Below are 21,575 nucleotides of genomic sequence, written 5' to 3'. Positions count from 1 at the left end.
AACGCTGCGTACAGAGCACCATGCCCACGCCGGTGCTCGAGGGCCAGCGACAGTTCGACCAGGGTCTTCACCGGCCCGTCCGCGCACAGCACCGCGTCCGTGAGCTCGAAGAGTGCATCCGCGCGGGCGTAAAGGCACTCGTAGAACTCGACCCGAAAGCGGGACAAGACATCCAACGCCTCGCCTGCGGGCCCTGGGAGAGGGAGACTCATACGCAGCGGCCGTTCTCTCGTGCTTCGTGACTCGACATCTCGAAGCGTGGAGAACGGCCGCCTCCGCTGTCCCGGGAAGAACCGCAGATCAGCAGGTTGGGTGACAGGCGAGGATAAACGTCAAGCTCAGGCGCCACGGAGAGCCGGACCGGATGGTCGGGGCTCAGACCGGCCGCCTCGGCGCGCGGGACGACGAGGGAGAGCCGCTGCCCGCCGATCCGGACGGTGACCTCGGTGGCCCGGCCCAGCAGCTCGGTGACATGGACGGCGCCGGTCAGCTCCAGGACCGGGCCCCCGCCGCCGGTCCCCGCCGGTCCGCCGAGCCCGATGTCCCGTGGCCGTAAGCCCAGTCGGACGGCGGTGCCCGGCGGCGCGGGCACCGCCAGCGGCAGCTCGTACGCCCCGTCCGGCGACCGGAAGTGCCCCTCGGGCGTCACCGTCCCGGGCAGCAGATTGATCCGCGGCCGGCCGAAGGACCGGGCGACGAAGGTGTCGTACGGGCGGTGCCACAGCTCCTCACGCGTGCCGGTCTGCACCATGCGGCCCTCCCTGATCACCCCGATCCGGTCGCCGAGCGCCAGCGCCTCCACCGAGTCGTGGGTGACGTACAGCGTGGTGGTGCGCCGCACCGCGCCGATCGCCCGCAGCTCCGCGCGCATCGCCTGCCGCAGCTTCGCGTCCAGGTGCGACAGCGGCTCGTCCAGCAGGAACGCCCTGGCCGGCCGCACCAGCACCCGGCCGAGCGCCACCCGCTGCCGCTGGCCGTTGGAGAGCCGGCCCACCTGGCGGTCCAGCAGGGCGCCGATGCCGAGGAGTTCGGCGATCTCCCCGATCCGCTCGTGCGCCTCGTGCGCGGGGAGGCGGTGGCGCGGCGAGCGGAGCGGGGAGGCGAGATTGTCGTACGCGGTGCGGTGCGGGTAGAGCGCGTACGACTCGAAGCACATGGCCACGCCCCGGTCGTAGGGCTCCACGCCCGCCATGTCCGCCCCGTCCAGCTCGACCGTCCCGGCCTGCGGCGCCTGCTTGCGGGTGTAGCCGTCCAGCAGCGCAGCCTGCTCCAGCTCGGGGGAGAGATCGGAGAAGTACGACCGCATGATCCAGACGATCAGCGGGAGCGTCACCAGTTGCAGCACCCACACCATGCCGACGTAGGTGTCGAAGAGCCCGAGCTGCTGATAGAGCACGAACAGCGGGATGATCACGGTGAGTTCGGGCGCGAAGCGGAACGAGAGCAGGGTGAACATCAGGTTCTCCGAGCCGTGGAACCGCCACCGCGCGGCGGCGTACGCGGCGGGCAGCCCGATCACCAGCGACAGCGCGACGGCGCCCAGCGACACGACGAGGCTGTTCACGAAGAACCGGAGGAACGGCACGCCCTGGTCGTCCCCGGCGCCCAGCACCGTGCGGTACGAGTCGAGGGTCGGGGTGAACGAGAAGTACGTGCTGAACAGCTCGTTCGTCGGCTTCAGCGACAGGACCACCATCCAGGCGACGGGGAACAGCGCGAAGACGAAGTAGGCGATCAGCGCCAGGTCGGCGGCGACGGCGAGCAGTCTGCGCCTCATCGTGGCACCTCCGCCGCCCGGCTCTGGATCCGGCCCAGATAGCGCACCAGCACCATCGTGACCAGGTAGACCACGGCCCACAGCACGATCATTTGGCCTCCTCCCCGTAATGGTTGTGGGGGATTCTCTCCCTGGCGTCCGTGCGAAACGGATCGCCTTGAGTCGGGTTCCTGGTTCCTTCCCACCCGTGGGGCGGGGGTTGCGCGCGCTGCCGGGACGTATCCGTGGTCTTACATGCGCTCCGCAGGCGTTTACTCACGTCGTTACCGGCGTGAGGCCCCCGGCCCGGGGGTGGGTGGTACAGCTTGGTGGGCAGCGCGGATGCGCCGTCCCTCGTCTCTGATGTTCGTGCCTGCGTTGTGGTCCCGGTCCTGCCGGGCACCACATCGGGGGCAGATCCAGGTACGTATGTCCAGGGGCTTCGGTCCGTCGCGGTGTCCGCAGGAGGAGCAGACCTGCGAGGACGGGAAGGCCCGGTCGACCTTGGTCAGGGTGCGCCCGTACCGGGACGCCTTGTACTCCAGCATGGTCACAAAGCTGGACCAGCCCGCGTCGTGCACGGACTTCGCCAGCCTCGTGCGGGCCAGGCCCTTCACACTCAGGCTCTCCACACTGACCGCTTGGTTCTCACGGATCAGCTTCGTAGACAGCTTGTGGTGAAAGTCCCGGCGCGCATCCGCCACCTTCGCATGAGCCCGCGCGACCTTGACCCGCTGCTTGCCCCGGTTCTTCGACCCCTTCTTCTTCCGGGACAGACTTCGCTGCTCGCGTTTGAGTTTCTTCTCCGCCCGGCGCAGGAACCGCGGCGACCGGACGCGGGAGCCGTCCGCCATCACGGCAAAGTGAGTCAGCCCGAGGTCGATGCCCTGCTCCCGGTCGAGCGCGGGCAACGCCTCGCCTGCTGGGTAGGTCTCCACGACGAAGCTCGCCCAGTACCGGTCGGCCGCGTCCTTGATCACTGTCACTGTCGACGGCACCGACGGCAGAGCACGTGACCAGCGCACCCGTACCGGGCCGATCTTCGGCAGGTTCAGCTTCCCATCCGGTGTGATCGACCACTTGGCGTTCGCGGTGAATCGCACACACTGGCGGCTGTCCCGCTTGGACTTGAACCTCGGTTCGGCGATCTTCGGGCCCTTTCGGGTGCCCTTGATGCTCGCGAAGAAGTTCCGGTAGGCCGTATCCAGGTCCCGCAACGACTGCTGGAGCACTACCGATGACACTTCGCCGAGCCAGGACCGCTCGGGAGTCTTCTTCGCCTCGGTGATGTACCGCTTCGACAGCTCCGCTGACGTCGGATAGGGCGCGCCCTGCTCATGGGCCCGTTTCCGGGCCCGCAGACAGTCGTTGAAGACCACCCGTGCGCAGCCGAACGCCCGGCCCAGCGCGATGCGCTGGCCTGGGCCCGGCTCGATGCGGAATGCGTAACGAAGCTGCACACAGACGACCGTACGACCGCCACTCGCCAACCCGTGCGACAAGATCAGAACCGGCAGACATTGATCTTTCGCGATCCATGGTGCGTGAATTCCGTGACTGCATGCCGTCGTGATGTACCCGCCTGTGCGCGCGACTGTTATCGCGTACTTCACCCTGCTGCCCTCGACGGTGAAGTCCTTCAGGCCGTTGCGGGCGTACATCGTCATGAAGCCGGGATGGATCGTCGCCCAGCTGCGCGAGCCGCGCACCGCGACCCCGTACATCCCGTCGAAGCCCGCCCCCGGCGCCCGGCGGGTGATCGCCCCGGCGACCTCGCGCAGCTCGTCGAAGGTCTCGGCGGGCTTCAGGCCGAGCTTCCTGAACACCTCGGTGTTGTACGCGACGACATTGGTCTCCCAGCCCCACGGCAGCGCGTACTGCCCGCCCCGCCCGAGCGGCGCGCCCGCCTTCAGCGACCACTGGTCGGCCGAGAGGAGGTTGGGGAAGAAGTCCTCCTGGTCCCATTCGGCCCCGGTGGCCGAGGAATTGCGCATCCACGGGCCGAGGTCCTCCAGCCAGCCCGGCGGTCCGTACTGCCACACCATGTACGCGCCGAGCATGAACACGTCGTAGGAGGCGCGTCCGCTGGAGAGGTCGACGGTGAGCTTGTCGAAGTAGTTGTCCTCGGGGAAGACGTCGTACTCGACCCTGACCCCGGTCTTCTCGGTGAACGCCTTCAGATCGGCGATCAGTGCGTCGGTGTACGGATGCTTGTTCAGCAGCGCCTTGACCGTTCTGCCCTTGGCCCGCTTCCAGTCGAAGGGGCCGGTGACGTCGTCGGCCGCGGAGCCGTCGTTCCTGGCCTTGTCGCCGCCGAAGCCCGCGCCGCAGGCGGTGAGCAGCGGGGTGGCGGACGCGGCCGTGGCCGCGCCGATGGCGAGGCACCGTCGCCGGTCGTGCGCGTGCATGTCCATCCGTGACCTCCACGGTCCGGCCGGAGATGGGTGGGGGGCCCGTTCACACGTTGAATCGACTGGTTAACAGAGCTTGGAACAACGGAAGTTGGCCGTCAATCCCTCGCGCAACGGAAATTCTCGGTGCAGAGTGAGAAGTTCACAGAGGGGACCGATATGTGGATGGGCATCGATCTCGGCACGCAGAGCGTCCGGGCGGTGGTGGCGGGAGACCGCGGTGAGATCCTCGGCAGCGGCTCGGCACCGCTCACCGGCAGACGTGACGGCGTACGGCATGAGCAGCGGCCCCTCGACTGGTGGACGGCCGTGTGCGCGGCCGCCCGGCAGGCGCTGCGCGACTGCCCCGCCCCCCGGGCGCTCGCCGTCTGCGCCACCTCCGGCACCGTGCTGCTCGGCGACCGGGAGGGCCGGCCGCTGACCACGGGGGTGATGTACGACGACGGGCGGGCCGTCGCCGAGGCGGCCAGGGCGGGGGCCCCGCCGAGCTGGGCCCTGCCCAAGGTGATGTGGCTGCTGCGGGAGTACGGGGGAGGGGCGGACGGAGCCGTACGGGTGATGCACCAGGCCGATCTGGTCCTGGCGCGGCTCGCCGGGACGCCGCTGCCCACCGATTCCAGCCATGCCCTGAAGACCGGCTACGACCTGGAGCGGGACGACTGGCCGCGGCGGAGGTTCGGGAAGCTGGGCCTGCCCGACGGGCTGTTCCCGGACGTGGTGCGGCCGGGGACGCGGATCGGTGAGGTGGGGCGGGCGGCGGCCGAGGAGACCGGGATTCCGGCGGGCACCGCCATCGTGGCCGGGATGACGGACGGGTGCGCGGCGCAGCTCGCCTCCGGTTCGCTCACCGTGGGCTCCTGGAATTCGGTGCTCGGCACGACACTGGTCCTCAAGGGGGTCACCTCGTCACCGGTCGAGGACCCGGCCGGGGTCGTCTACAACCACCGCGCGCCGGACGGGAGCTGGCTGCCGGGCGGGGCCTCCGGGGTCGGTGGCGGGGTGCTGACCGCCGCCTTCCCGGCCGTGGACCCGGCCCGCATGGACGCGCTGGCCCGCGATCGTGAACCGGCGCGGGTGGTGGCGTATCCGCTGGTGGCGACGGGGGAGCGGTTCCCCTTCGTGGCGCCACAGGCCACCGGTTTCCTGCTCGGCGAGCCCGCCTCCGAGGCCGAGCACTGGCTGGCCCTGCTGACCGGGGTGGGCCTGGTCGAACGGCTCTGCCTCGACTACCTCGACCTGCTCGGCGCCCAGCAGTACGGCCGGCTCACCTTCACCGGCGGCGCGGTCCGCAGCGGCTACTGGAGCCGGTTGCGCGCCGACATCCTGGGCCGGCCCGTGTACATCCCGAAGTACAGCGAGCCCGCCCTCGGCATGGCCGTCCTCGCCGCGTACGGCGCGGGGGAGGCTCAGACCCTGCAACGGGCCGCGGGCCGGATGGTGCGGCTGCGGCACGTGCTGCGCCCGCACCCGGTGCGTACGGCGTGGTACACCGAGCCGTACCTCACGCTGGTGGACGAACTGGAGCGGCGCGGCTGGCTCCCCGGCCCGGTCGCCGCCCACGCCCGCACCCGGACGGAGCAGCCGTGACGACCCGCACCCGGACGGAGCAGCCGTGACGACCCGCACCCGAATGGAGAAGCGATGACCAGGAGACCGGCCACCCTGCTGCTCGCCCGCCATGGTCAGACCGTCTGGCACGCGGAGAACCGCTACGCCGGGGTCAGCGACATCGCCCTCACCGACGAGGGCCGCCGCCAGGCCCGGCAGCTGGGCGAGTGGGCCGCCCGGAGCGGGGTCGACGCGATCTGGACCTCCACGGTCAGCCGCGCGATCGAGACCGCGCGCCCCGCGTGCGAGGCGCTCGGCATCACCCCCCGGCGCGAACACGAGCTGCGCGAATGCGACTTCGGCGAGGTGGAGGGGCGCACCCTGGCGGAGTTCGCGGCCGAGCAGCCGGAGTGGGCCCGGGAGTACCGCGCCGACCCGGTGGCCCACCCCTTTCCCGGGGCCGAGGACCCCCGGGTCGCGGCGGCCCGGGGGACGGCCGCGCTGCGCCGGATCGCGGACGGGCACCCGGGGCAGCGGGTGCTCGTCGTCGCGCACAACACCCTGCTGCGGCTGGTGCTGTGCGAACTGCTGTCGATTCCGCTGGGCTCCTACCGCCGGGTCTTCCCGCAGCTGCGGAACACGGCGGTGAGCGAGGTGCGGATCGGGGAACAGGGCGGCGCGCTGCTCTCCCTCAATGTGCCCTGTGTGCCGGGTGTCAGCCCTTGACGGCCGCCCGCCGCTGCCGTACGAGACCGATGACGCTCAGCACGAGGGTCAGGGCGCCGGTCGCCAGCAGCTGGTCACGGGTGTCCGGCTGGCGCAGCATCAGGAAGAAGATGCCGGCCATCGCCAGGAGCGCCAGCACCGGCAGGACGGGGAAGAACCACATCCGTACGACGAGCAGCTCCGGGGCGTCGCGCTCCAGCCGGACGCGCAGGATCAGCTGGGAGACGGCGATGAAGATCCAGACGACCAGGATCACCGCGCCGATCATGTTGAGCAGCCACGGGAACACGTCGTCGGGACGCCAGTAGCTGAGCAGCACGCACAGGAAGCCGAAGACGGACGAGACCAGCACCGCGGTGCGCGGGACCCCCGAGGAGATCCGGCCGAGCCGCTTCGGGCCCTGGCCGCGGGCGACCAGCGAGCAGGCCATGCGCGAGGCGCCGTAGATGTTGGCGTTCATCGCGGAGAGCAGGGCGACCAGGATGACCACGTTCATGATCTCGGCCGCGCCGCTGATCCCGAGGTGGTCCAGGGCCGCGTAGAACGGGCCGACCTCCACGACCTTCGGGTCGTCCCACGGGACCAGCGTGACGACGACCGCCATCGAGCCGACGTAGAAGAGCGCGATCCGCCACATCGCCGTCCGCACGGCCTTGGCGACACCCTGCACCGGGTCCTCGGACTCGGCCGCGGCGATGGTGACGGTCTCCAGACCGCCGTACGCGAAGATGGAGGCGAGCAGCCCGATCACCAGGCCCTCGGCGCCGTTCGGCAGGAAGCCGCCCGCACCGCTGAGGTTGGCGGTGCCGGGGGCGTCCGTGCCGGGCAGCACCCCCAGGATCGCCAGCACGCCCAGGACCAGGAAGAGCGTGATCGCCACGACCTTGAGGGTGGCGAACCAGAACTCGAACTCGCCGAACTTCGTCACCGAGGCCAGGTTGGTGCCCAGGAAGACCACCATGAACAGCGCGACCCAGGCCCACTCCGGGGTACCGGGCAGCCAGCCGGTGACGATCTTCGCGGCGCCGATGCCCTCCAGGCCGACGGCGACACAGAGCAGCACCCAGAACGCCCAGCCCGCGGTGAACCCCGCCCATGGCCCGATCGCCCGTTCCGCGTGCACGGAGAAGGAACCGGAGGCCGGGTTCGCGGCCGACATCTCGCCGAGCATGCGCATCACGAGCATGACCAGCAGCCCGGAGACGGCGTACGCGATGATGATCGACGGGCCCGCCGCGGCGATGCCCGCGCCCGAGCCGACGAAGAGCCCGGCGCCGATGACACCGCCGAGGGCGATCATCGACAGATGGCGCTGCTTGAGCCCGTGGGTGAGAGCCGAGTCGGCCCCGGCGTCGGAGACGGCGGCCGGGGATCCAGTGGGGGGAGACACGGAATTCCGAGACATGGACAAGCTCTGTTCGATAGGTGAGACGTGGGGGGAGGTGTGCGGACAGTCTGGGCACGCACACCGCCGGCGGGGAACCAGTGTCCGCCATACGGGCACGATGCTCACACAAGGTGCACACCCGGACACGCGGAGACGGCCACCCCGCTCGCGGCCGGTCCGTCGCCCGGTCGACCGTCGGTCGATCCGGGACGGAGTCGGCGTGGAATTGGCGGGAACCTACAGTCTCTCCCGGCAACCACTCCTCGCTGAATCCGAGCCGCTCCGCCCCCACCTCAGTGACGAGCATCACGCCGCCATATGATTGCGTACGGCCCTTTGTGTGAACCCCACCAAGGGCTCGGTCGTCGCTTTGTGGGCCACTGATGGTGATCGGGCGTTAACACGTGGGCTAACGTCGGGCTCAGTCTGTCCCCACCTGCCCTCACCCCGCGGAGTCCCGATGAGCACTGCTGCCGCCGCCCCTGCCCGCACCGGAGCGGTCCTCGCCGACCTGCTGCCCGCCGCCAGGAACCGTTACGCCGTCGACACGGCCCTGGTCCTCGGCGGCGCCGCGCTCACCGGCATCGCCGCCCAGATCGCCGTACCGGTCCCCGGCTCCCCGGTCCCGGTCACCGGCCAGACCTTCGCCGCGCTCCTCGTCGGCACCGCGCTCGGCGCCCGCCGCGGCTTCCTCTCCCTCGCGGTGTACGCGCTGGTGGGCATGGCGGGCATGCCGTGGTTCTCCGAGGGCACCTCCGGAATGGGCTTCCCCTCGTTCGGCTACGTCCTCGGCATGGTGCTCGCCGCCGCCGTGGTCGGCGGCCTCGCCCGCCGCGGCGGCGACCGCTCCATGCTGCGCACCGCGGGCACGATGGTGCTGGGCTCCGCGATCATCTACGCCGTCGGCGTCCCCTACCTGGCGCTGGCCACCGGCATGTCGGCGAGCGCCGCGATCGCGGCCGGCCTGGTGCCGTTCCTGCTCGGCGACGCGCTGAAGGCGGCGCTGGCCATGGGCGCGCTGCCCACGGCCTGGAAGCTCATCGGCCGCCGGGGCTGATGCCGTAACTCCCCCGAAGAGGCTCGCCGGGTCGTGACGCGACACCAGACCGGCGAGCCTCTGCTGTGTCCGCGCGTCGTGAAAGCCCTCGGTCCGGTCCCCGCCCCCGAGGGTGCAGGAGACCGCGCCGACCGACGGGGACGATCCGTTCAGCGGGGCGAGCCCGTGCGGTGCGGCGGCCTCGATCACCTGCCCCCAGGTGACGCCCGCGCCGATCCGCGCGGTGCGGCGGACCGGGTCGATCCCGACGGAGTCCATCCGGCGGGTGCTGATCAGGACCCCGCCCTCGACGGCACCGGGCAGCCCGTGGCCGGTGGCGTGGACACGGACCGGGAGCCCGCGCGCGGCCGCGTCCGCCACGGCGGTGCATACGTCCTCGGCGTGGGCCGCCTCGACGACGAGGTGGGGCCGGATCGCGAAACCGGTCTGGAAGCCGGCGGGGGCGGTGGACATGGAAAGGCTCTCCGATCGCCCGCTCGGTGGCGTTGCGAGGGAGAGCCTCTCCGGTAAACCTGACAACGGCCGTCAGGTATTGGCGGGCGTTTCCGCGGCCGTGCGGTCCTTGCGGTTCCTGGCCTCGCGGACCAGCGAGATGGCCACCACCACTGCTGCGACGAGCAGCGAGAGCAGCACCTGCTCACGCCCGCTGTCGTCGGTCAGCATGTAGACCAGGATGAAGGAGATCATCGCGATGGTCGCCCAGGTCAGGTACGGGAAGAGCCACATCCGTACGACCAGCTTCTCCGGCGACTCGCGCAGGATCATGCCGCGCATCCGCAGCTGGGTGAAGCAGATGACCAGCCAGACGAACAGGGCGACAGCGCCGGAGGAGTTCAGCAGGAACTGGAAGACGGTGTCGGGCCACTGGTAGTTGAAGAACACGGCGACGAAGCCGAAGACGACCGAGGACAGGATGGCGGCCTGCGGCACGCCCCGCTTGTTCGTCCGGGCGAAGGCCTTCGGCGCGTCCCCGCGGCCGCCGAGCGAGAAGGCCATCCGCGAGGCGGTGTAGAGGCCGGAGTTCAGACACGACAGCACGGCGGTCAGGACGATGACGTTCATGACCTGTCCGGCGTGCGGAATGCCGATGGAGTTGAGGGCGGCGACATAGCTGCCGTCCTTCACGATCGAGGCGTCGTTCCACGGCAGCAGGGTGAGCACGACGAAGATCGAGCCCAGGTAGAAGACGGCGATCCGCCAGATCACGCTGTTGGTGGCCTTCTGGACGGCGCGCTGCGGGTTCTCGGACTCACCGGCGGCGAGGGTGACGATCTCGCTGCCCATGAAGGAGAAGACGACCATCAGCACACCGGTGAGGATCGCGCCCGGCCCGTTGGGGAAGAACCCGCCGGTGTCGGTGAGATGTGCGAAGCCCGCGCCGGGGTTGTCCGAGCCGGGCAGCACCCCGAAGACGGCGAGCAGTCCGACGACCACGAAGGCACCGATCGCCACGACCTTGATCCCGGCGAACCAGAACTCGAACTCGCCGTACGAGCCGACCGAGACCAGGTTCGTCGCGGTCAGCACCACCATCACGATCAGCGCCCACGCCCACTGCGGGACGCCCGGCACCCAGCCCTCCAGGATCTTGGCGCCCGCCGTGGCTTCGACGGCGAGCACCACGACCCAGAAGAACCAGTACAGCCAGCCGATCGAGAAACCGGCCCAGCGGCCCAGTGCCTGGTCGGCGTAGGCGGAGAAGGAGCCCGAGCTGGGGCGGGCCACGGCCATCTCGCCGAGCATCCGCATCACGAAGACGACCATCAGGCCGACCAGGGCGTACGACAGCAGGATGGCCGGTCCCGCGGCGGCGATGCCGGCGCTGGAGCCCACGAAGAGGCCCGCGCCGATCACCCCGCCGATGGCGATCATCGAGAGATGGCGGTTCTTGAGTCCCGCCTGGAGTCCGTCCGGGGAGTCCGGGGAGTGGGGGGTTTCCGGGGTGTCCGGCCCGTTCGACCGGTCCGGCTTACGGGGCTGGTGGCCCGGCCCGGCCGTAGTCGTCTGCGACGTCATGGATCGAATCCTTAGGTTCTCGGATCACACGATGCGTGTCCGGCCGCCGCAGTGGGGTGCGACAGCGAGTGATGCATTGAAGCCCGGCGAACCAGAAAAACGGAACCCCTTCTTCCGAATCGTTGACCGAATCGTTGCCCGGACCGTTGCCCGAGTGGCCTCGCTCACACCGGGCCCGCACATCGCGATCACACGAGGTCCGCCGCGTGCACCGGCCCGATCCGAACGAAGGACCCTGACCCCGATGGCGGCTGCCCCGCGTCGCACGTGCCACACTCGGAACATGCGCGTGTACCTCGGCTCGGACCATGCCGGCTATGAACTCAAGAACCACCTCGTCGAATGGCTCACGGCCCAGGGCCACGAGGCCGTCGACTGCGGCCCTCACATCTACGACGCCCAGGACGACTACCCGCCGTTCTGCCTGCGTGCCGCCGAGCGGACGGCCGCGGACCCGGACAGCCTCGGCATCGTGATCGGCGGCTCCGGCAACGGCGAGCAGATCGCCGCCAACAAGGTCAAGGGCGTCCGCGCCGCACTGGCCTGGAGCGAGCAGACCGCCGCGCTGGGCCGCGAGCACAACAACGCCAACGTGGTCGCCATCGGCGGCCGGATGCACTCGGTGGAGGAGTCCACCAAGTTCGTCGAGATCTTCCTCGCCACCCCGTACTCCAACGAGGAGCGTCACACCCGCCGCATCGAGATGCTGACGGCGTACGAGACGACCGGCGAGCTCCCCCCGATCCCGGCCCACCACCCGCAGCAGGGCTGACCGCCCCCGCCTCTGTGCCGCCGGTGCTCCCGGCGGCACAGCCATGTCCACTCCCGTATCCCACCGAGGAGAGCCGTCGCCGTGCCCGAGGGACACACCATCCACCGCCTCGCGGCGGACCACCGGGACAGGTTCGCCGGGCGTCCGGTGCGGGTGAGCAGCCCGCAGGGCAAGTTCTCCGAAGGCGCCGCGCTGCTCGACGGCCGGCCCCTCACCGGGGTCGACGCCCACGGCAAGCACCTCTTCCTCGGCTTCGAGGGCGCCGGCTGGGTCCACATCCACCTGGGCCTGTTCGGCAAGCTCGGATTCGGTACGGTCCCGGCCCCGCCGCCCACCGACACGGTCCGGCTGCGCCTGCTGAACGAGGAGCACCACGCGGATCTGCGCGGCCCGACGGCCTGCGCGCTGATCACCGATCCGGAGAAGCGCGCGATACACGACCGACTCGGGCCGGACCCGCTGCGGACCGACGAGGACGGCGAGCGGGCCTGGCTGCGGATCTCGCGCAGCCGGATCACCGTCGCGGCCCTGCTGATGGACCAGAAGGTCATCGCGGGAGTCGGCAACGTCTACCGCGCGGAGGTGCTGTTCCGGCACGGGATCGACCCGTACCGCCTCGGCAGGGACCTCACGCGCGCGGAGTGGGACGCGATCTGGGCGGACCTGGTGGTGCTGATGCGCGAGGGCGTGCGGAACAACCGGATCGACACCGTCCGCCCCGAGCACCTGCCGGAGGCGATGGGGCGCCCGCCGCGCGTCGACGACCACGGCGGCGAGGTGTACGTGTACCGCCGGGCCCGCCAGGCCTGCCACATCTGCGGCGGCGAGATCCGCACCGCCGATCTCGCCGCCCGCAATCTCTTCTGGTGCCCGGGGTGCCAGGCCTAGGGTCTGTCCGGCGGATCAGGGTCTAGAGAGCTCCTAGAACCCCCGGGGCAGCCACGGGGCCGTGTCCGACAAGAACGCCGACGACGCCTGGGCCAGCGTGCCCGCCCGCAGCTCCCGTACCCGCCCGGCCAGACCCAGCGAGCTCAGCGACTCGCCGCCCAGATACGCGGAGCCCAACTCCCGTACCGAGAGCGCGAGATCGGCCGGGTCGTCGGTGCGCCGGCACGACGCGGCGCCCTTCGCGTCGACCGTGAGCCGCCAACGCCCCGCGTTCCAGGGGCAGAACGCGTCCTCCACGTCGAACACCACGTCCAGCGGGCCCCGGTACGTCCGGGCCTCCAGCGCCGCCCCCAGCTCGACCAGACGCACATGGAGCGAATCGCGGACCCGGATGTTGCACCGCCGCACGTCCGACACCAGGTGCAGCACCGCGTCGTCGACCGGGCGGTTGCGGGCCACGACCGTCGTCATCAGGTCGATGTCGAAGACGAAGCGCCACAGCGCCGCGTACGCCGCCGGGTCCAGCGCGGCCAGGTCGTTGACCACGACGGTGCCCTTGGGGCCGGCCGGCTCCCACTCCGGCTTGATGTGGTAGGTCACACAGCCGACGAGCTCCCCGTCCCGCTCCGCCAGCACGCACTGCTGCGCCGAGGAGCCCTGCCGGCTGGAGACCGGGTCGACCATGGGCTTGCGCTCCCAGCCGGGCCCGTGGGCCGGGACGCCGGGACGGCCGGAGACCAGCTGCTCGTACACGCTCTCGCACGCCGCCATCGCCTCGTCCGGCTTCGCGTGGCGCAGCCGCACCTCGTCCGTGCCCGGCGGCACGTCCAGCCGGATCCGGTCCTTCTCGATCGTCAGGGACATCTGCCGCGAGGCGGCGCCGTAGCCGAACCGGCCGTAGATCACCGGTTCCGAGGCCGTCAGTACGGCGAACGGCTCGCCCAGCGCGCGGATGTCGTCCAGCTGCCGGCGCATCATCGAGGTCAGCAGCCCGCGCCTGCGGTGGGTGGAGGCGACGCTCACCATCGTGATCGCGGCGGCGGGCACCAGCGCCCCGCCCGGCACCGCGACCCGGAAGCTGAACGCCCCCGCCGTGCCGACCACGTCGTCACCGTCCCAGATGCCGAGCGACCGTTCGTGCTCGGTCAGCTGCTCGAACAGCTCGCGCTCCTCGGGAGTCTCCGGGTCCCCGCCGAACGCCAGCTCCAGACACTCGAACCATTGGTTCCATTCGGACGGACGCAGTACACGAAGCTCAGTAGTCATGGGCCATGCCTACCAGGGGGCGCGGCGGCCGGGCGACCCGATTTCGAACGCATTGTCATGGGGTCCCCCTGCACCTCGGGCGGCCGGGTAGATAGGGTCCCGGCAATGGCCCGTCGCGCAGGAGCAGACTCGTACCCGGCCCGATTGCGGAAATCGGCGCACCGGGCGCGCATCGCGCTGCGCAAATCCGGTGTCGACTACTTCCGCGGCGACGGCTCGGACTGGATCGCGCTGGTCGGCCTGCTGCTGACCATTCCCGCGATCACCTGCGCCACCCTCTTCTACCCGATGTGGTGCTCACCGGCCGCGCTCGTCCTGCCGATCGTCGCGGGCGGCCTGCTGCTGCGCCCGGCCAGCCTGCTGGGCCTGTACGCGACCGCCGCCACGGCCCTGATCGTGGAGTCGGTCGGACTGGGCCCGTACGACGACGGTCCGGCCCGGGTGACCCCCGGAATCGTCCTGGTGGTCGCGGCCTGCGGCTTCTTCGGGCTGGTCCTCGCCCAGTTCCGGGCCAGGGTCGGCGTGCCGTGGCGGCGCGGCGGCACCATGCTCTTCGACCTGCGCGAACGCATCCGGGTGCAGAGCGCCCTGCCCAGGCTGCCGCAGGGCTGGCACCGCGAGATGGCGCTGCGCCCGGCGGGCGGGCAGTCCTTCTCCGGGGACTTCGTCGTCGCCGCCCGCACCAACGGCGGACGGACCCTGGAGGCCGTGCTCACCGACGTCTCCGGCAAGGGCATGGACGCGGGCTCCCGCGCCCTCCTGCTGTCCGGGGCCTTCGGTGGCCTCCTCGGCTCGCTGCCCCCGCACGGCTTCCTGCCCGCGGCCAACGGCTATCTGCTGCGCCAGGACTGGGACGAGGGGTTCGCCACCTCGATCCATCTCGTCCTGGACCTCGAATCGGGCGACTACGAACTCCTGTCGGCCGGGCACCCGCCCGCCCTCCAGCTCCACTCGGGCAGCGGCCAGTGGGAGGAGAAGGCGGCCGAGGGGCCGCTGCTGGGGGTGTACGACGGGGCGCAGTTCGACGCCGTGAAGGGCTCGCTGGCCCCCGGCGACGTACTGATGCTGTTCACGGACGGCCTGGTCGAGGCGTCGGACCGCGACATCGCGGAGGGCATCGACCGGCTGACCGGCGAGGCCGACCGCTATGTCGCCACCGGCTTCGAGGGCGCGGCCTGGCACCTGATCGAGGCATGCGCCAAGGACGTCAACGACGACCGGGCGCTGCTGCTGTTGTCGCGCACATTCTGAACCATACGCAAACCGCTCGAACCGGGCATGGGTCAACGGCTGTCGGCCCGTCACCGGAACGTGGACAGCGGCCTGTCCGGGTACGGGGAGGACCTGGGCCGGTCCCCGTACCCGGAACGCCGCGGGTGTCGGCTCAGCCGGGACCGCGAGTTTCCCGGCGCCGTCGTCGCTGTCACTGTCCTCGCCCCGGCCCCGCCCGCCCGGCAGGATGCGGGCCGGCCCGTGCGAGCGCCCGGCCGCCCCCGGTCTGTCTCCCCCCGACCGGACCTGGGGTTTTCCCCACCCCCGATCCGCCAGCAGCCGCCATGTTCCGCACCCGCCCCCGCTCCGTAGGTTCGAGCCATGGTCGAAGAAGCGGCCGATGAGCAACGGAAGGCGGACACCATGGGGCTGCGACGCACCAGGCAGCGCGCGCAGGACGGGCAGTACACGGCGGACACCCACCAGGCGTCCGGACCCTCGGACCTCGCCGTCGAACTGCGCGGCGTCCGCAGGCAGTACGGCCGGGGCGGCTCCGTCGTCCACGCGCTGCGGGGCATCGACCTCGCCCTCCCTCGCTCCACCTTCACCGCCGTCATGGGACCGTCCGGCTCCGGGAAGTCGACCTTCCTGCAGTGCGCCGCCGGACTCGACCGCCCCACCGAGGGCTCCGTACGCCTCGGCGGCACCGAGATCACCGGCATGAGCGAGAACCGGCTCACCGAACTGCGCCGCACCCGCCTCGGCTTCGTCTTCCAGGCCTTCAACCTGCTGCCGTCCCTGACGGTCGAACAGAACGTCGTCCTGCCCATGCGCCTGGCCGGACAGCGCACCGGCTCCGCCCGCAGCCGCCGCGAAGCCACCGAGATGCTCACCCGGGTCGGCCTCGGCGACAAGGGCGACCGCCGCCCCGGCCAGCTCTCCGGCGGACAGCAGCAGCGCGTCGCCGTCGCCCGCGCCCTGGTCACCCGGCCCGATGTGATCTTCGCCGACGAGCCGACCGGCGCCCTCGACACCACCACCGCCGCCGAGATCCTCGCCCTGCTCCGCAACGCGGTGGACAGCCTCGGCGCCACCGTCGTCATGGTCACCCACGACCCGGCCGCCGCCGCCTACGCCGACCAGGTGCTCTTCCTCGCCGACGGCGCGATCGCGGACAGCCTGCCGCGCGCCGGTGCCGCACAGATCGCCGCCCGGATGACCGCGCTGACCGCGCGCACCGCCCCCGCCCACGCAGGAGCAGCAGCCTGATGTTCACCCCGCACGTCCCGAACGGCCTCGCCCGCGCGGCCGTTCGCTTCAAGCCCTCGTCGTTCGTCGGGACCTTCGTCGCGCTGCTGCTGGCCGCGGCGATCGTCTCCGCCTGCGGCATCCTGCTGGAGACCGGCCTGCGCGCCTCGATACCGGCGGACCGCTACGCGAAGGCACCCGTAGTGGTCGCCGCCGACCAGCGGGTCCACATGACGGTCGGCAGCGGCGAGGGCGCGTACGACGCCGCCGCCCCCGTACCGGACACCGCGCGGCTCCCCGAATCCCTGGTGGGCAAGGCCGCCTCGGCCCCCGGCGCGGCAGCCGCGATCGGGGACGTCAGCTACTCCGTACGGCAGGACGGCAGCCTCCTCACCGCTCACGGCTGGGGCTCCACGGCCCTCACCGGCGCGCGACTGCTCACCGGCGCGGCGCCCGGGACCGGCGAAGTCGTCGTCCCCACCGGCACCGAGGCCCGGGTCGGCGAGAAGATCACCCTCGACACCCCCGCGGGCGTGCGGGAGTTCCGCGTCGCGGGCACCACCGCCACCGAAGCCACCGTCTGGTTCGCCGACCGGCAGGCCGTGCAGCTCTCCGGCCACCCCGGCCGGGTCGACGCCATCGCCGTGCTCGCTGCCCGCTCCACCTCCACCGGCACCCTCGCCGACCGGGTACGCGAGGCCGTCGGCCACACTGCCGGGGCCCAGGTCCACACCGGTGACGACCGGGGCGCCGTCGAGGACGCGGAACTCGCGGGCGCCGAGGAACTCCTCGTCGGTCTCGGCGGCTCCTTCGGCGGCGTCGCCACCATGGTCGCCGTTTTCACCGCCGCCGGCACCGTCGCCCTCTCCGTCGGCCAGCGCAGCCGCGAGTTCGCGCTGCTGCGCGCCATCGGCGCCACCCCGCGCCAGCTGCGCCGCACCATCGCCACCGAGTCCCTGCTCGTCGCCCCGCTCGCCGGAGCGCTCGGCTGTCTGCCCGGAATCGCCCTGGCCCACTGGTGGTTCGGGCAGCTCCAGGACAGGGGAGCCATCCCCGAAGCCGTCGCGCTGCGGGTGTCCTGGCTGCCGCTGACCGTCACCGTGGCCGCCACGATGCTCACCGCGCTGGGCGCCGGATACTTCGCCGCCCGCCGGCCGTCGAAGACCAAGCCGGGCCTGGCTCTCGCGCAGTCCGCGGTGGAACGCCCGCCGTTCGGCTGGATCCGCACCCCGCTCGGCATCGCCGCCCTCGCCGGCGGCGTGGCCTTCGCGGGCGTCGCCGCGTCCACGAGCGGCGAGGACGCGGCAAACGCCGCACTCGGCGTCGTCATGTTCTTCATGCTCGCGGTCGGCCTGCTCGGCCCGCTGATCGCCCGGATCTGCGCCGCCGTCATCGGCTTCCCCCTGCGCGCCGCCGGCGCGTCGGGCTCGCTGGCCGCCGCCAACTCCCGGACGAACTCACGCCGCCTGGCCTCCGCGATCACCCCGATCGTGCTCGCCATGGCCTTCTCCTGCACGCTCGTCTTCATGCAGACCAGCCAGGAACGGGTGATCGCACACCAGCAGCGCGACGCCATCACCGCCGACCACATCGTCTCCGCCCCGGCCGGACTCGCCTCCGATGCGACCGAGCGGGCCGCCGCCACACCCGGTGTCACGACCGCCGTCGGGCTGCTCCGCGGCTCCGTCCTGGTGCCCACCGGATCGGGCGGGGACCGGCGGCTCCAGACCACCTCAGCCCAGGGGATCATCGGCTCCGGCCCGGACCTCACCAAGGTCCAGGACCTCGATGTCCGGTCCGGGTCGCTGACCGGCCTGCGCCCCGGCACCGTCGCCATCGACACCACCCTCGCCGGATCCACGAAGGTCGGCACGGGCGACCGGCTGGCCCTGCGTCTCCCGGACGGCACCAAGGCGGCTCCGAAGATCGTCGCCGTCTACGGCCGCGGCCTGGGCACCGGCCTGGTCACACTGCCCGCCGCCGACCTCAGCACCCATGTCACCTCGCCGCACGCCTCCGACCTGCTGGTACGGGCCACACCCGCTGCTGCACGGAAGCTCGCCGCGCTCGGTACCGTGACCGACCGGTCCGGTTACGCCGCCGCACAGGACCAGAGCCGTGAACTCAACGCCTGGGCCAACACCACCATGGCGGCGGTCCTCGGCGGATTCGCCGCCGTCGCCGCGGTCAACACTTTGGTGATGACCGTCCTCGACCGGCGCCGCGAGCTGACCATGCTGCGGCTCGTCGGCTCCACCCGCCGCCAGGTCATGGGGATGATCCGCTGGGAAGCGCTGCTCGTCACGGTCGCCGGCGCCGCGCTCGGCACCGCCATCGCACTGGCCACACTGGTCCCGATGGTGAAGGGACTCACGGGCGAATCGCCATACATCCCGCCGACGTTGTACGGGTCCTTCCTCGCCGCGACCATCGGACTCGGCCTGGCCGCCGTGACGGTCCCGGCCCGGTCCGCCCTGCGGGGGACGGCCGCGCGTCCGTAGAGTCGGGCCATGCCCACACCGCACGCACACCTGACCCTGGCCGAAGTCGAGGCGATCGCCCGCGAGGCCCACGCCGAGCAGCGGGACAAGGCGGGACGCCCGTACACCGAACACCTCGCCGCCGTCGCCGAGGGGGTACGGACCAGGGGCGGCAGCGAGGAGCAGATCGCCGCGGCCTGGCTGCACGACGCGGTCGAGGACGACGCGCTGTCGGAGCGGTGGCTGGCCGGCGCCGCGCTGCCGCAGCAGGTGAAGGACATGGTCCTCGCCGTCACCAAACGTGACGGCGAGGACCTTCGTTCGTACACCCGGCGCATCCTGGACACCCCGGGCGCGCTGCTGATCAAGGAGTCCGACCTGGCACACAACGCGGACCCGGCCCGCCTCGCCGTGCTGGAGCCGGCGACCCGTACCCGGCTGACCGAGAAGTATGCGCTGGTACGGGGGCTGCTGGGGCTCACCCCGGGCGAATCGCCCACCGAGCAATCGGATCAAGCCAACACGGCGAAGGACTGATCCGCCTGTCCGCCGGGCTCAGAGCCTGGCCGAGCCCCGCCGGAACGCCCAGTCCATGTCCGGCTCCGTCACCGGGCGCAGCGCCCGCCGCACCGGTGGCGTGCACATCAGCGTCACGGCGACGGCCGCGACCAGGGAGACCAGGACCAGGCCGACGGGCGCCGCGAGCCAGTCGTAGACGTCGAACACCTCGGCGTATCCGGCTCCCTTGATCAGGAAGCCGTGCAGCAGATAGCCGCAGATCGTCCCGGCACCGAGGACCGTGAACCACATGTGGCGGCGCGGCACCCACGCGAGGAACCCGATGGTGAGCAGCAGCGCGCAGCCGAACATGGCCAGTGTCATCACGGCACCGGACCACCACGGGGCACCCAGCTCCTGCGCGCTGCTGCTGCGGTAGAACCAGCCCAGCTGCATCCGCGGCGCCGCCCAGTACGCGAACGCCAGGGCCCCGGCGAACAGCGGGAGCGCGAGCATCCGCACCTCGCGCCGGCGCACCAACTGGAAGTGCTCGGGCCGCAGCCGGAGCCCCAGCACGAAGAACGGCAGGAACTGCAGAACGCGCTGGAGATCGAGATCGTCGCCGATCGTCGGGCAGAGGGAGGCGAGCACGGCGATGAGGAGCGCGACCGGCAGCGGATGGCGCAGCGCCTGCCACAGCGGCGTGGTGATCCGCCAGACGAACAGAGCGATCAGGAACCAGGTCAGGTACCAGGGGTCGAGCAGGCTGACCGAGCCGTCGGCCGAGTCGTCCGCGTACCGCTTGAACAGCGAATACGCCGTCTCGAACACCACATAGGGCACGGCGACGCCGGTGATCAGGCGCTTCACCTTGGCGGCGGACATGTCGAACGAGCGGGAGAAGTAGCCGGAGACGATGACGAACGCAGGCATGTGAAAGGTGTACGCCACCATGTACAGCGCACGGGCGGTCCGGCTGCCGTCCATCACCGGTTCCCACGAGTGCGCCACCGCGACGAGCACGATGGCCAGGTATTTGACGTTGTCGAAGTAGGCGTCGCGCTGCTTCGCCGGTGCGGCCGTCGGCGGCTTGTTCGCCACTGGTGCGGGGGGTGCCGCGGTGGCGGTGGTCCCTCGGGGTCTGGGCTCCGACTCCCGGGTCGCCGATGGGAGCGGGGCCCTCTGAAATTCGTTCGGAGCGTGGAACATCTCATGCACCTTAGACGCCTCGATCGGAATTCGTAAAACCGCTCGGGGATATCGCGTGCTCCCGCCCAATCGAAAGTGAAACCGCCGCCAACCGCCCGCTATGCGCCGATTCATCCACCTTAAATGGGGCATTTCGGCAGGCTGTTGCGGGGCGTGAATTTCATCGCACTTAAACCTTGGAATTCCATGTGAATGAAGTGTGTGGATATGGAAATCGTCACATTCGCAAGTCATTGCGAATGGCTGATTCACAGTTCACTCACAGGTGTGGGGGGCTCTGTGCGACCCCCCGTGCGGCCGTGCGCCCCGAGTGCACGCGGGGCGCAAGGATGGCGCGATCCCGCCACATCGATCCGTCAGGCGGCAGCGACCACAGGGGAGTTGGTGGCACGATGGACGGGACGGAGGAGTGCTCGGCCGCACCTCTCCGGGCCGGAAGGCGGACCGACCAAGGGTGTGATCAGTCGTGGCCATTTCACTGTCTGTGGTGCTGATGTTGGCGATCATCCTGGTGGTCCTGATCCGGGGAGGCTCGATCAAACCCGGGCCGGCGATCGTCGCGATACTTTTCGGCTTCTTCCTGGCATCGACCGGCATGGCGCCGTCGATCCAGAGGTTCATGAACTCGATAGCGGAGACCATCAACCAGATCTCCTTCTGAAACCGGCGGATCCGGCCGCCCGCGCTCCGGCGCGGGCGGTCCGGCGCCACACATACGGAACGCAAAAGGCCCGGTCCGGCGAGTAATTCGCCGGACCGGGCCCAAGCATGGAGCGGGCGACGGGAATCGAACCCGCGTAGCTAGTTTGGAAGACTAGGGCTCTACCATTGAGCTACGCCCGCAAAGCCGCACCGCAGGCCCGGAGGCCGTCGGCACGTGAAGCATCGTAGCGGGTCGCGGACGCTGCCCGCACACCCGATTGCGGCCACCCGGTGTCGTGTTCGGTGCCGCCCGCGCAAAGCGGCCGATGCACTGCCTGACTGCATGTACCCTACGTGTCGCACCGACGGGGTGTGGCGCAGCTTGGTAGCGCGTCCGCTTTGGGAGCGGAAGGTCGTCGGTTCGAATCCGGCCACCCCGACCACCGGCAAGATCGCATT

General features: G+C 71.0%; 17 protein-coding genes, 2 tRNA genes and 2 pseudogenes. 11 read left to right on the top strand and 10 right to left on the bottom strand.

The genetic code is table 11. From position 1 onward, the window contains the following. The 4 genes and pseudogenes from BT364_RS42535 to BT364_RS04105 all read right to left on the bottom strand — a co-directional run. On the bottom strand, positions 1 to 212 hold a 212-nt coding region (locus tag BT364_RS42535; RefSeq protein WP_143166446.1), incomplete at its 3' end, for a transposase. Continuing rightward, positions 209 to 1,777 carry an ATP-binding cassette domain-containing protein gene (locus BT364_RS38990; RefSeq protein WP_079179299.1) on the bottom strand — a complete coding sequence of 523 codons (1,569 nt, stop codon included), beginning with the start codon at positions 1,775 to 1,777 and terminating at the stop codon, positions 209 to 211. The genes BT364_RS42535 and BT364_RS38990, both read right to left, overlap by 4 nt. A gap of 263 nt (positions 1,778 to 2,040) precedes the next feature. Beyond that, complete coding sequence (locus tag BT364_RS04110; RefSeq protein ID WP_072483713.1) at positions 2,041 to 3,216, bottom strand: RNA-guided endonuclease InsQ/TnpB family protein; 1,176 nt, start codon at positions 3,214 to 3,216, stop codon at positions 2,041 to 2,043. A 234-nt stretch (positions 3,217 to 3,450) separates the two neighbouring features. After that, positions 3,451 to 4,164: pseudogene (locus BT364_RS04105) on the bottom strand (ABC transporter substrate-binding protein); the annotation flags it as partial. 162 nt (positions 4,165 to 4,326) lie between these two features. Here BT364_RS04105 and BT364_RS04100 point away from each other — a divergent pair. After that, the gene (locus tag BT364_RS04100) at positions 4,327 to 5,754 is read left to right on the top strand and encodes an FGGY-family carbohydrate kinase (RefSeq protein ID WP_072483648.1); all 1,428 of its coding nucleotides are present in this window, start codon (positions 4,327 to 4,329) and stop codon (positions 5,752 to 5,754) included. A 54-nt stretch (positions 5,755 to 5,808) separates the two neighbouring features. Further along, the gene (locus tag BT364_RS04095; protein ID WP_072483647.1) at positions 5,809 to 6,441 is read left to right on the top strand and encodes a histidine phosphatase family protein; all 633 of its coding nucleotides are present in this window, start codon (positions 5,809 to 5,811) and stop codon (positions 6,439 to 6,441) included. Here BT364_RS04095 and BT364_RS04090 read toward each other — a convergent pair. Beyond that, entirely contained in the window at positions 6,431 to 7,846 is a 1,416-nt protein-coding gene (locus BT364_RS04090; protein ID WP_072483646.1) for an amino acid permease, read from the bottom strand. The genes BT364_RS04095 and BT364_RS04090 overlap by 11 nt on opposite strands. Before the next feature lie 442 nt (positions 7,847 to 8,288). Between BT364_RS04090 and BT364_RS04085 the strand changes: the two genes are divergently transcribed. After that, entirely contained in the window at positions 8,289 to 8,885 is a 597-nt protein-coding gene (locus BT364_RS04085; RefSeq protein WP_072483645.1) for a biotin transporter BioY, read from the top strand. A 99-nt stretch (positions 8,886 to 8,984) separates the two neighbouring features. Here BT364_RS04085 and BT364_RS04080 read toward each other — a convergent pair. Together BT364_RS04080 and BT364_RS04075 are read right to left on the bottom strand one after the other, a co-directional pair. Beyond that, a pseudogene (locus BT364_RS04080) lies at positions 8,985 to 9,338 on the bottom strand (FAD-binding oxidoreductase); the annotation flags it as partial. A 72-nt stretch (positions 9,339 to 9,410) separates the two neighbouring features. Beyond that, positions 9,411 to 10,901 carry an amino acid permease gene (locus BT364_RS04075; RefSeq protein WP_072483644.1) on the bottom strand — a complete coding sequence of 497 codons (1,491 nt, stop codon included), beginning with the start codon at positions 10,899 to 10,901 and terminating at the stop codon, positions 9,411 to 9,413. Between the two features lie 283 nt (positions 10,902 to 11,184). On the opposite strand from BT364_RS04075, the gene BT364_RS04070 reads away from it, so the two are divergent. Together BT364_RS04070 and BT364_RS04065 are read left to right on the top strand one after the other, a co-directional pair. Next, positions 11,185 to 11,673 carry a ribose-5-phosphate isomerase gene (locus BT364_RS04070; protein ID WP_072483643.1) on the top strand — a complete coding sequence of 163 codons (489 nt, stop codon included), beginning with the start codon at positions 11,185 to 11,187 and terminating at the stop codon, positions 11,671 to 11,673. A gap of 81 nt (positions 11,674 to 11,754) precedes the next feature. After that, entirely contained in the window at positions 11,755 to 12,561 is an 807-nt protein-coding gene (locus BT364_RS04065) for an Fpg/Nei family DNA glycosylase (RefSeq protein WP_072483642.1), read from the top strand. Positions 12,562 to 12,594: 33 nt separating this feature from the next. Here the strand turns inward: BT364_RS04065 and BT364_RS04060 are convergent, their stop codons facing one another. Then, the gene (locus BT364_RS04060; protein WP_072483641.1) at positions 12,595 to 13,827 is read right to left on the bottom strand and encodes a GNAT family N-acetyltransferase; all 1,233 of its coding nucleotides are present in this window, start codon (positions 13,825 to 13,827) and stop codon (positions 12,595 to 12,597) included. Positions 13,828 to 13,932: 105 nt separating this feature from the next. Between BT364_RS04060 and BT364_RS04055 the strand changes: the two genes are divergently transcribed. The 4 genes from BT364_RS04055 (at position 13,933) to BT364_RS04040 (ending at position 19,304) form a co-directional block, all read left to right on the top strand. After that, on the top strand, positions 13,933 to 15,078 hold the full coding sequence (locus tag BT364_RS04055; protein WP_072483640.1) for a PP2C family protein-serine/threonine phosphatase: 1,146 nt from the start codon (positions 13,933 to 13,935) through the stop codon (positions 15,076 to 15,078). Between the two features lie 384 nt (positions 15,079 to 15,462). Beyond that, positions 15,463 to 16,308, top strand: coding sequence for an ABC transporter ATP-binding protein (locus tag BT364_RS04050; RefSeq protein ID WP_072483712.1), 846 nt, complete (start codon positions 15,463 to 15,465; stop codon positions 16,306 to 16,308). Further along, on the top strand, positions 16,308 to 18,788 hold the full coding sequence (locus tag BT364_RS04045) for an FtsX-like permease family protein (protein ID WP_072483639.1): 2,481 nt from the start codon (positions 16,308 to 16,310) through the stop codon (positions 18,786 to 18,788). The genes BT364_RS04050 and BT364_RS04045 overlap by 1 nt, the downstream gene beginning before the upstream one ends. A gap of 9 nt (positions 18,789 to 18,797) precedes the next feature. Beyond that, positions 18,798 to 19,304, top strand: a complete 507-nt coding sequence (locus BT364_RS04040) for an HD domain-containing protein (RefSeq protein ID WP_072483638.1) — start codon at positions 18,798 to 18,800, stop codon at positions 19,302 to 19,304. Between the two features lie 18 nt (positions 19,305 to 19,322). Here BT364_RS04040 and BT364_RS04035 read toward each other — a convergent pair whose 3' ends face one another. Continuing rightward, positions 19,323 to 20,474 carry an acyltransferase family protein gene (locus tag BT364_RS04035; RefSeq protein ID WP_072483637.1) on the bottom strand — a complete coding sequence of 384 codons (1,152 nt, stop codon included), beginning with the start codon at positions 20,472 to 20,474 and terminating at the stop codon, positions 19,323 to 19,325. Positions 20,475 to 20,940: 466 nt separating this feature from the next. Between BT364_RS04035 and BT364_RS04030 the strand changes: the two genes are divergently transcribed. Next, positions 20,941 to 21,135, top strand: coding sequence for a hypothetical protein (locus BT364_RS04030; protein WP_072483636.1), 195 nt, complete (start codon positions 20,941 to 20,943; stop codon positions 21,133 to 21,135). Between the two features lie 108 nt (positions 21,136 to 21,243). Here BT364_RS04030 and BT364_RS04025 read toward each other — a convergent pair. Further along, positions 21,244 to 21,317 (bottom strand) — tRNA-Gly (locus tag BT364_RS04025). Between the two features lie 165 nt (positions 21,318 to 21,482). Here BT364_RS04025 and BT364_RS04020 point away from each other — a divergent pair. Beyond that, positions 21,483 to 21,559, top strand: a tRNA-Pro gene (locus BT364_RS04020). Positions 21,560 to 21,575: the final 16 nt, after the last annotated feature.

It is taken from the genome of Streptomyces atratus (assembly GCF_900119365.1).
Taxonomy (GTDB): Bacteria; Actinomycetota; Actinomycetes; order Streptomycetales; family Streptomycetaceae; genus Streptomyces; species Streptomyces atratus_B.
This window is presented reverse-complemented; position numbering and strand designations above follow the sequence as displayed.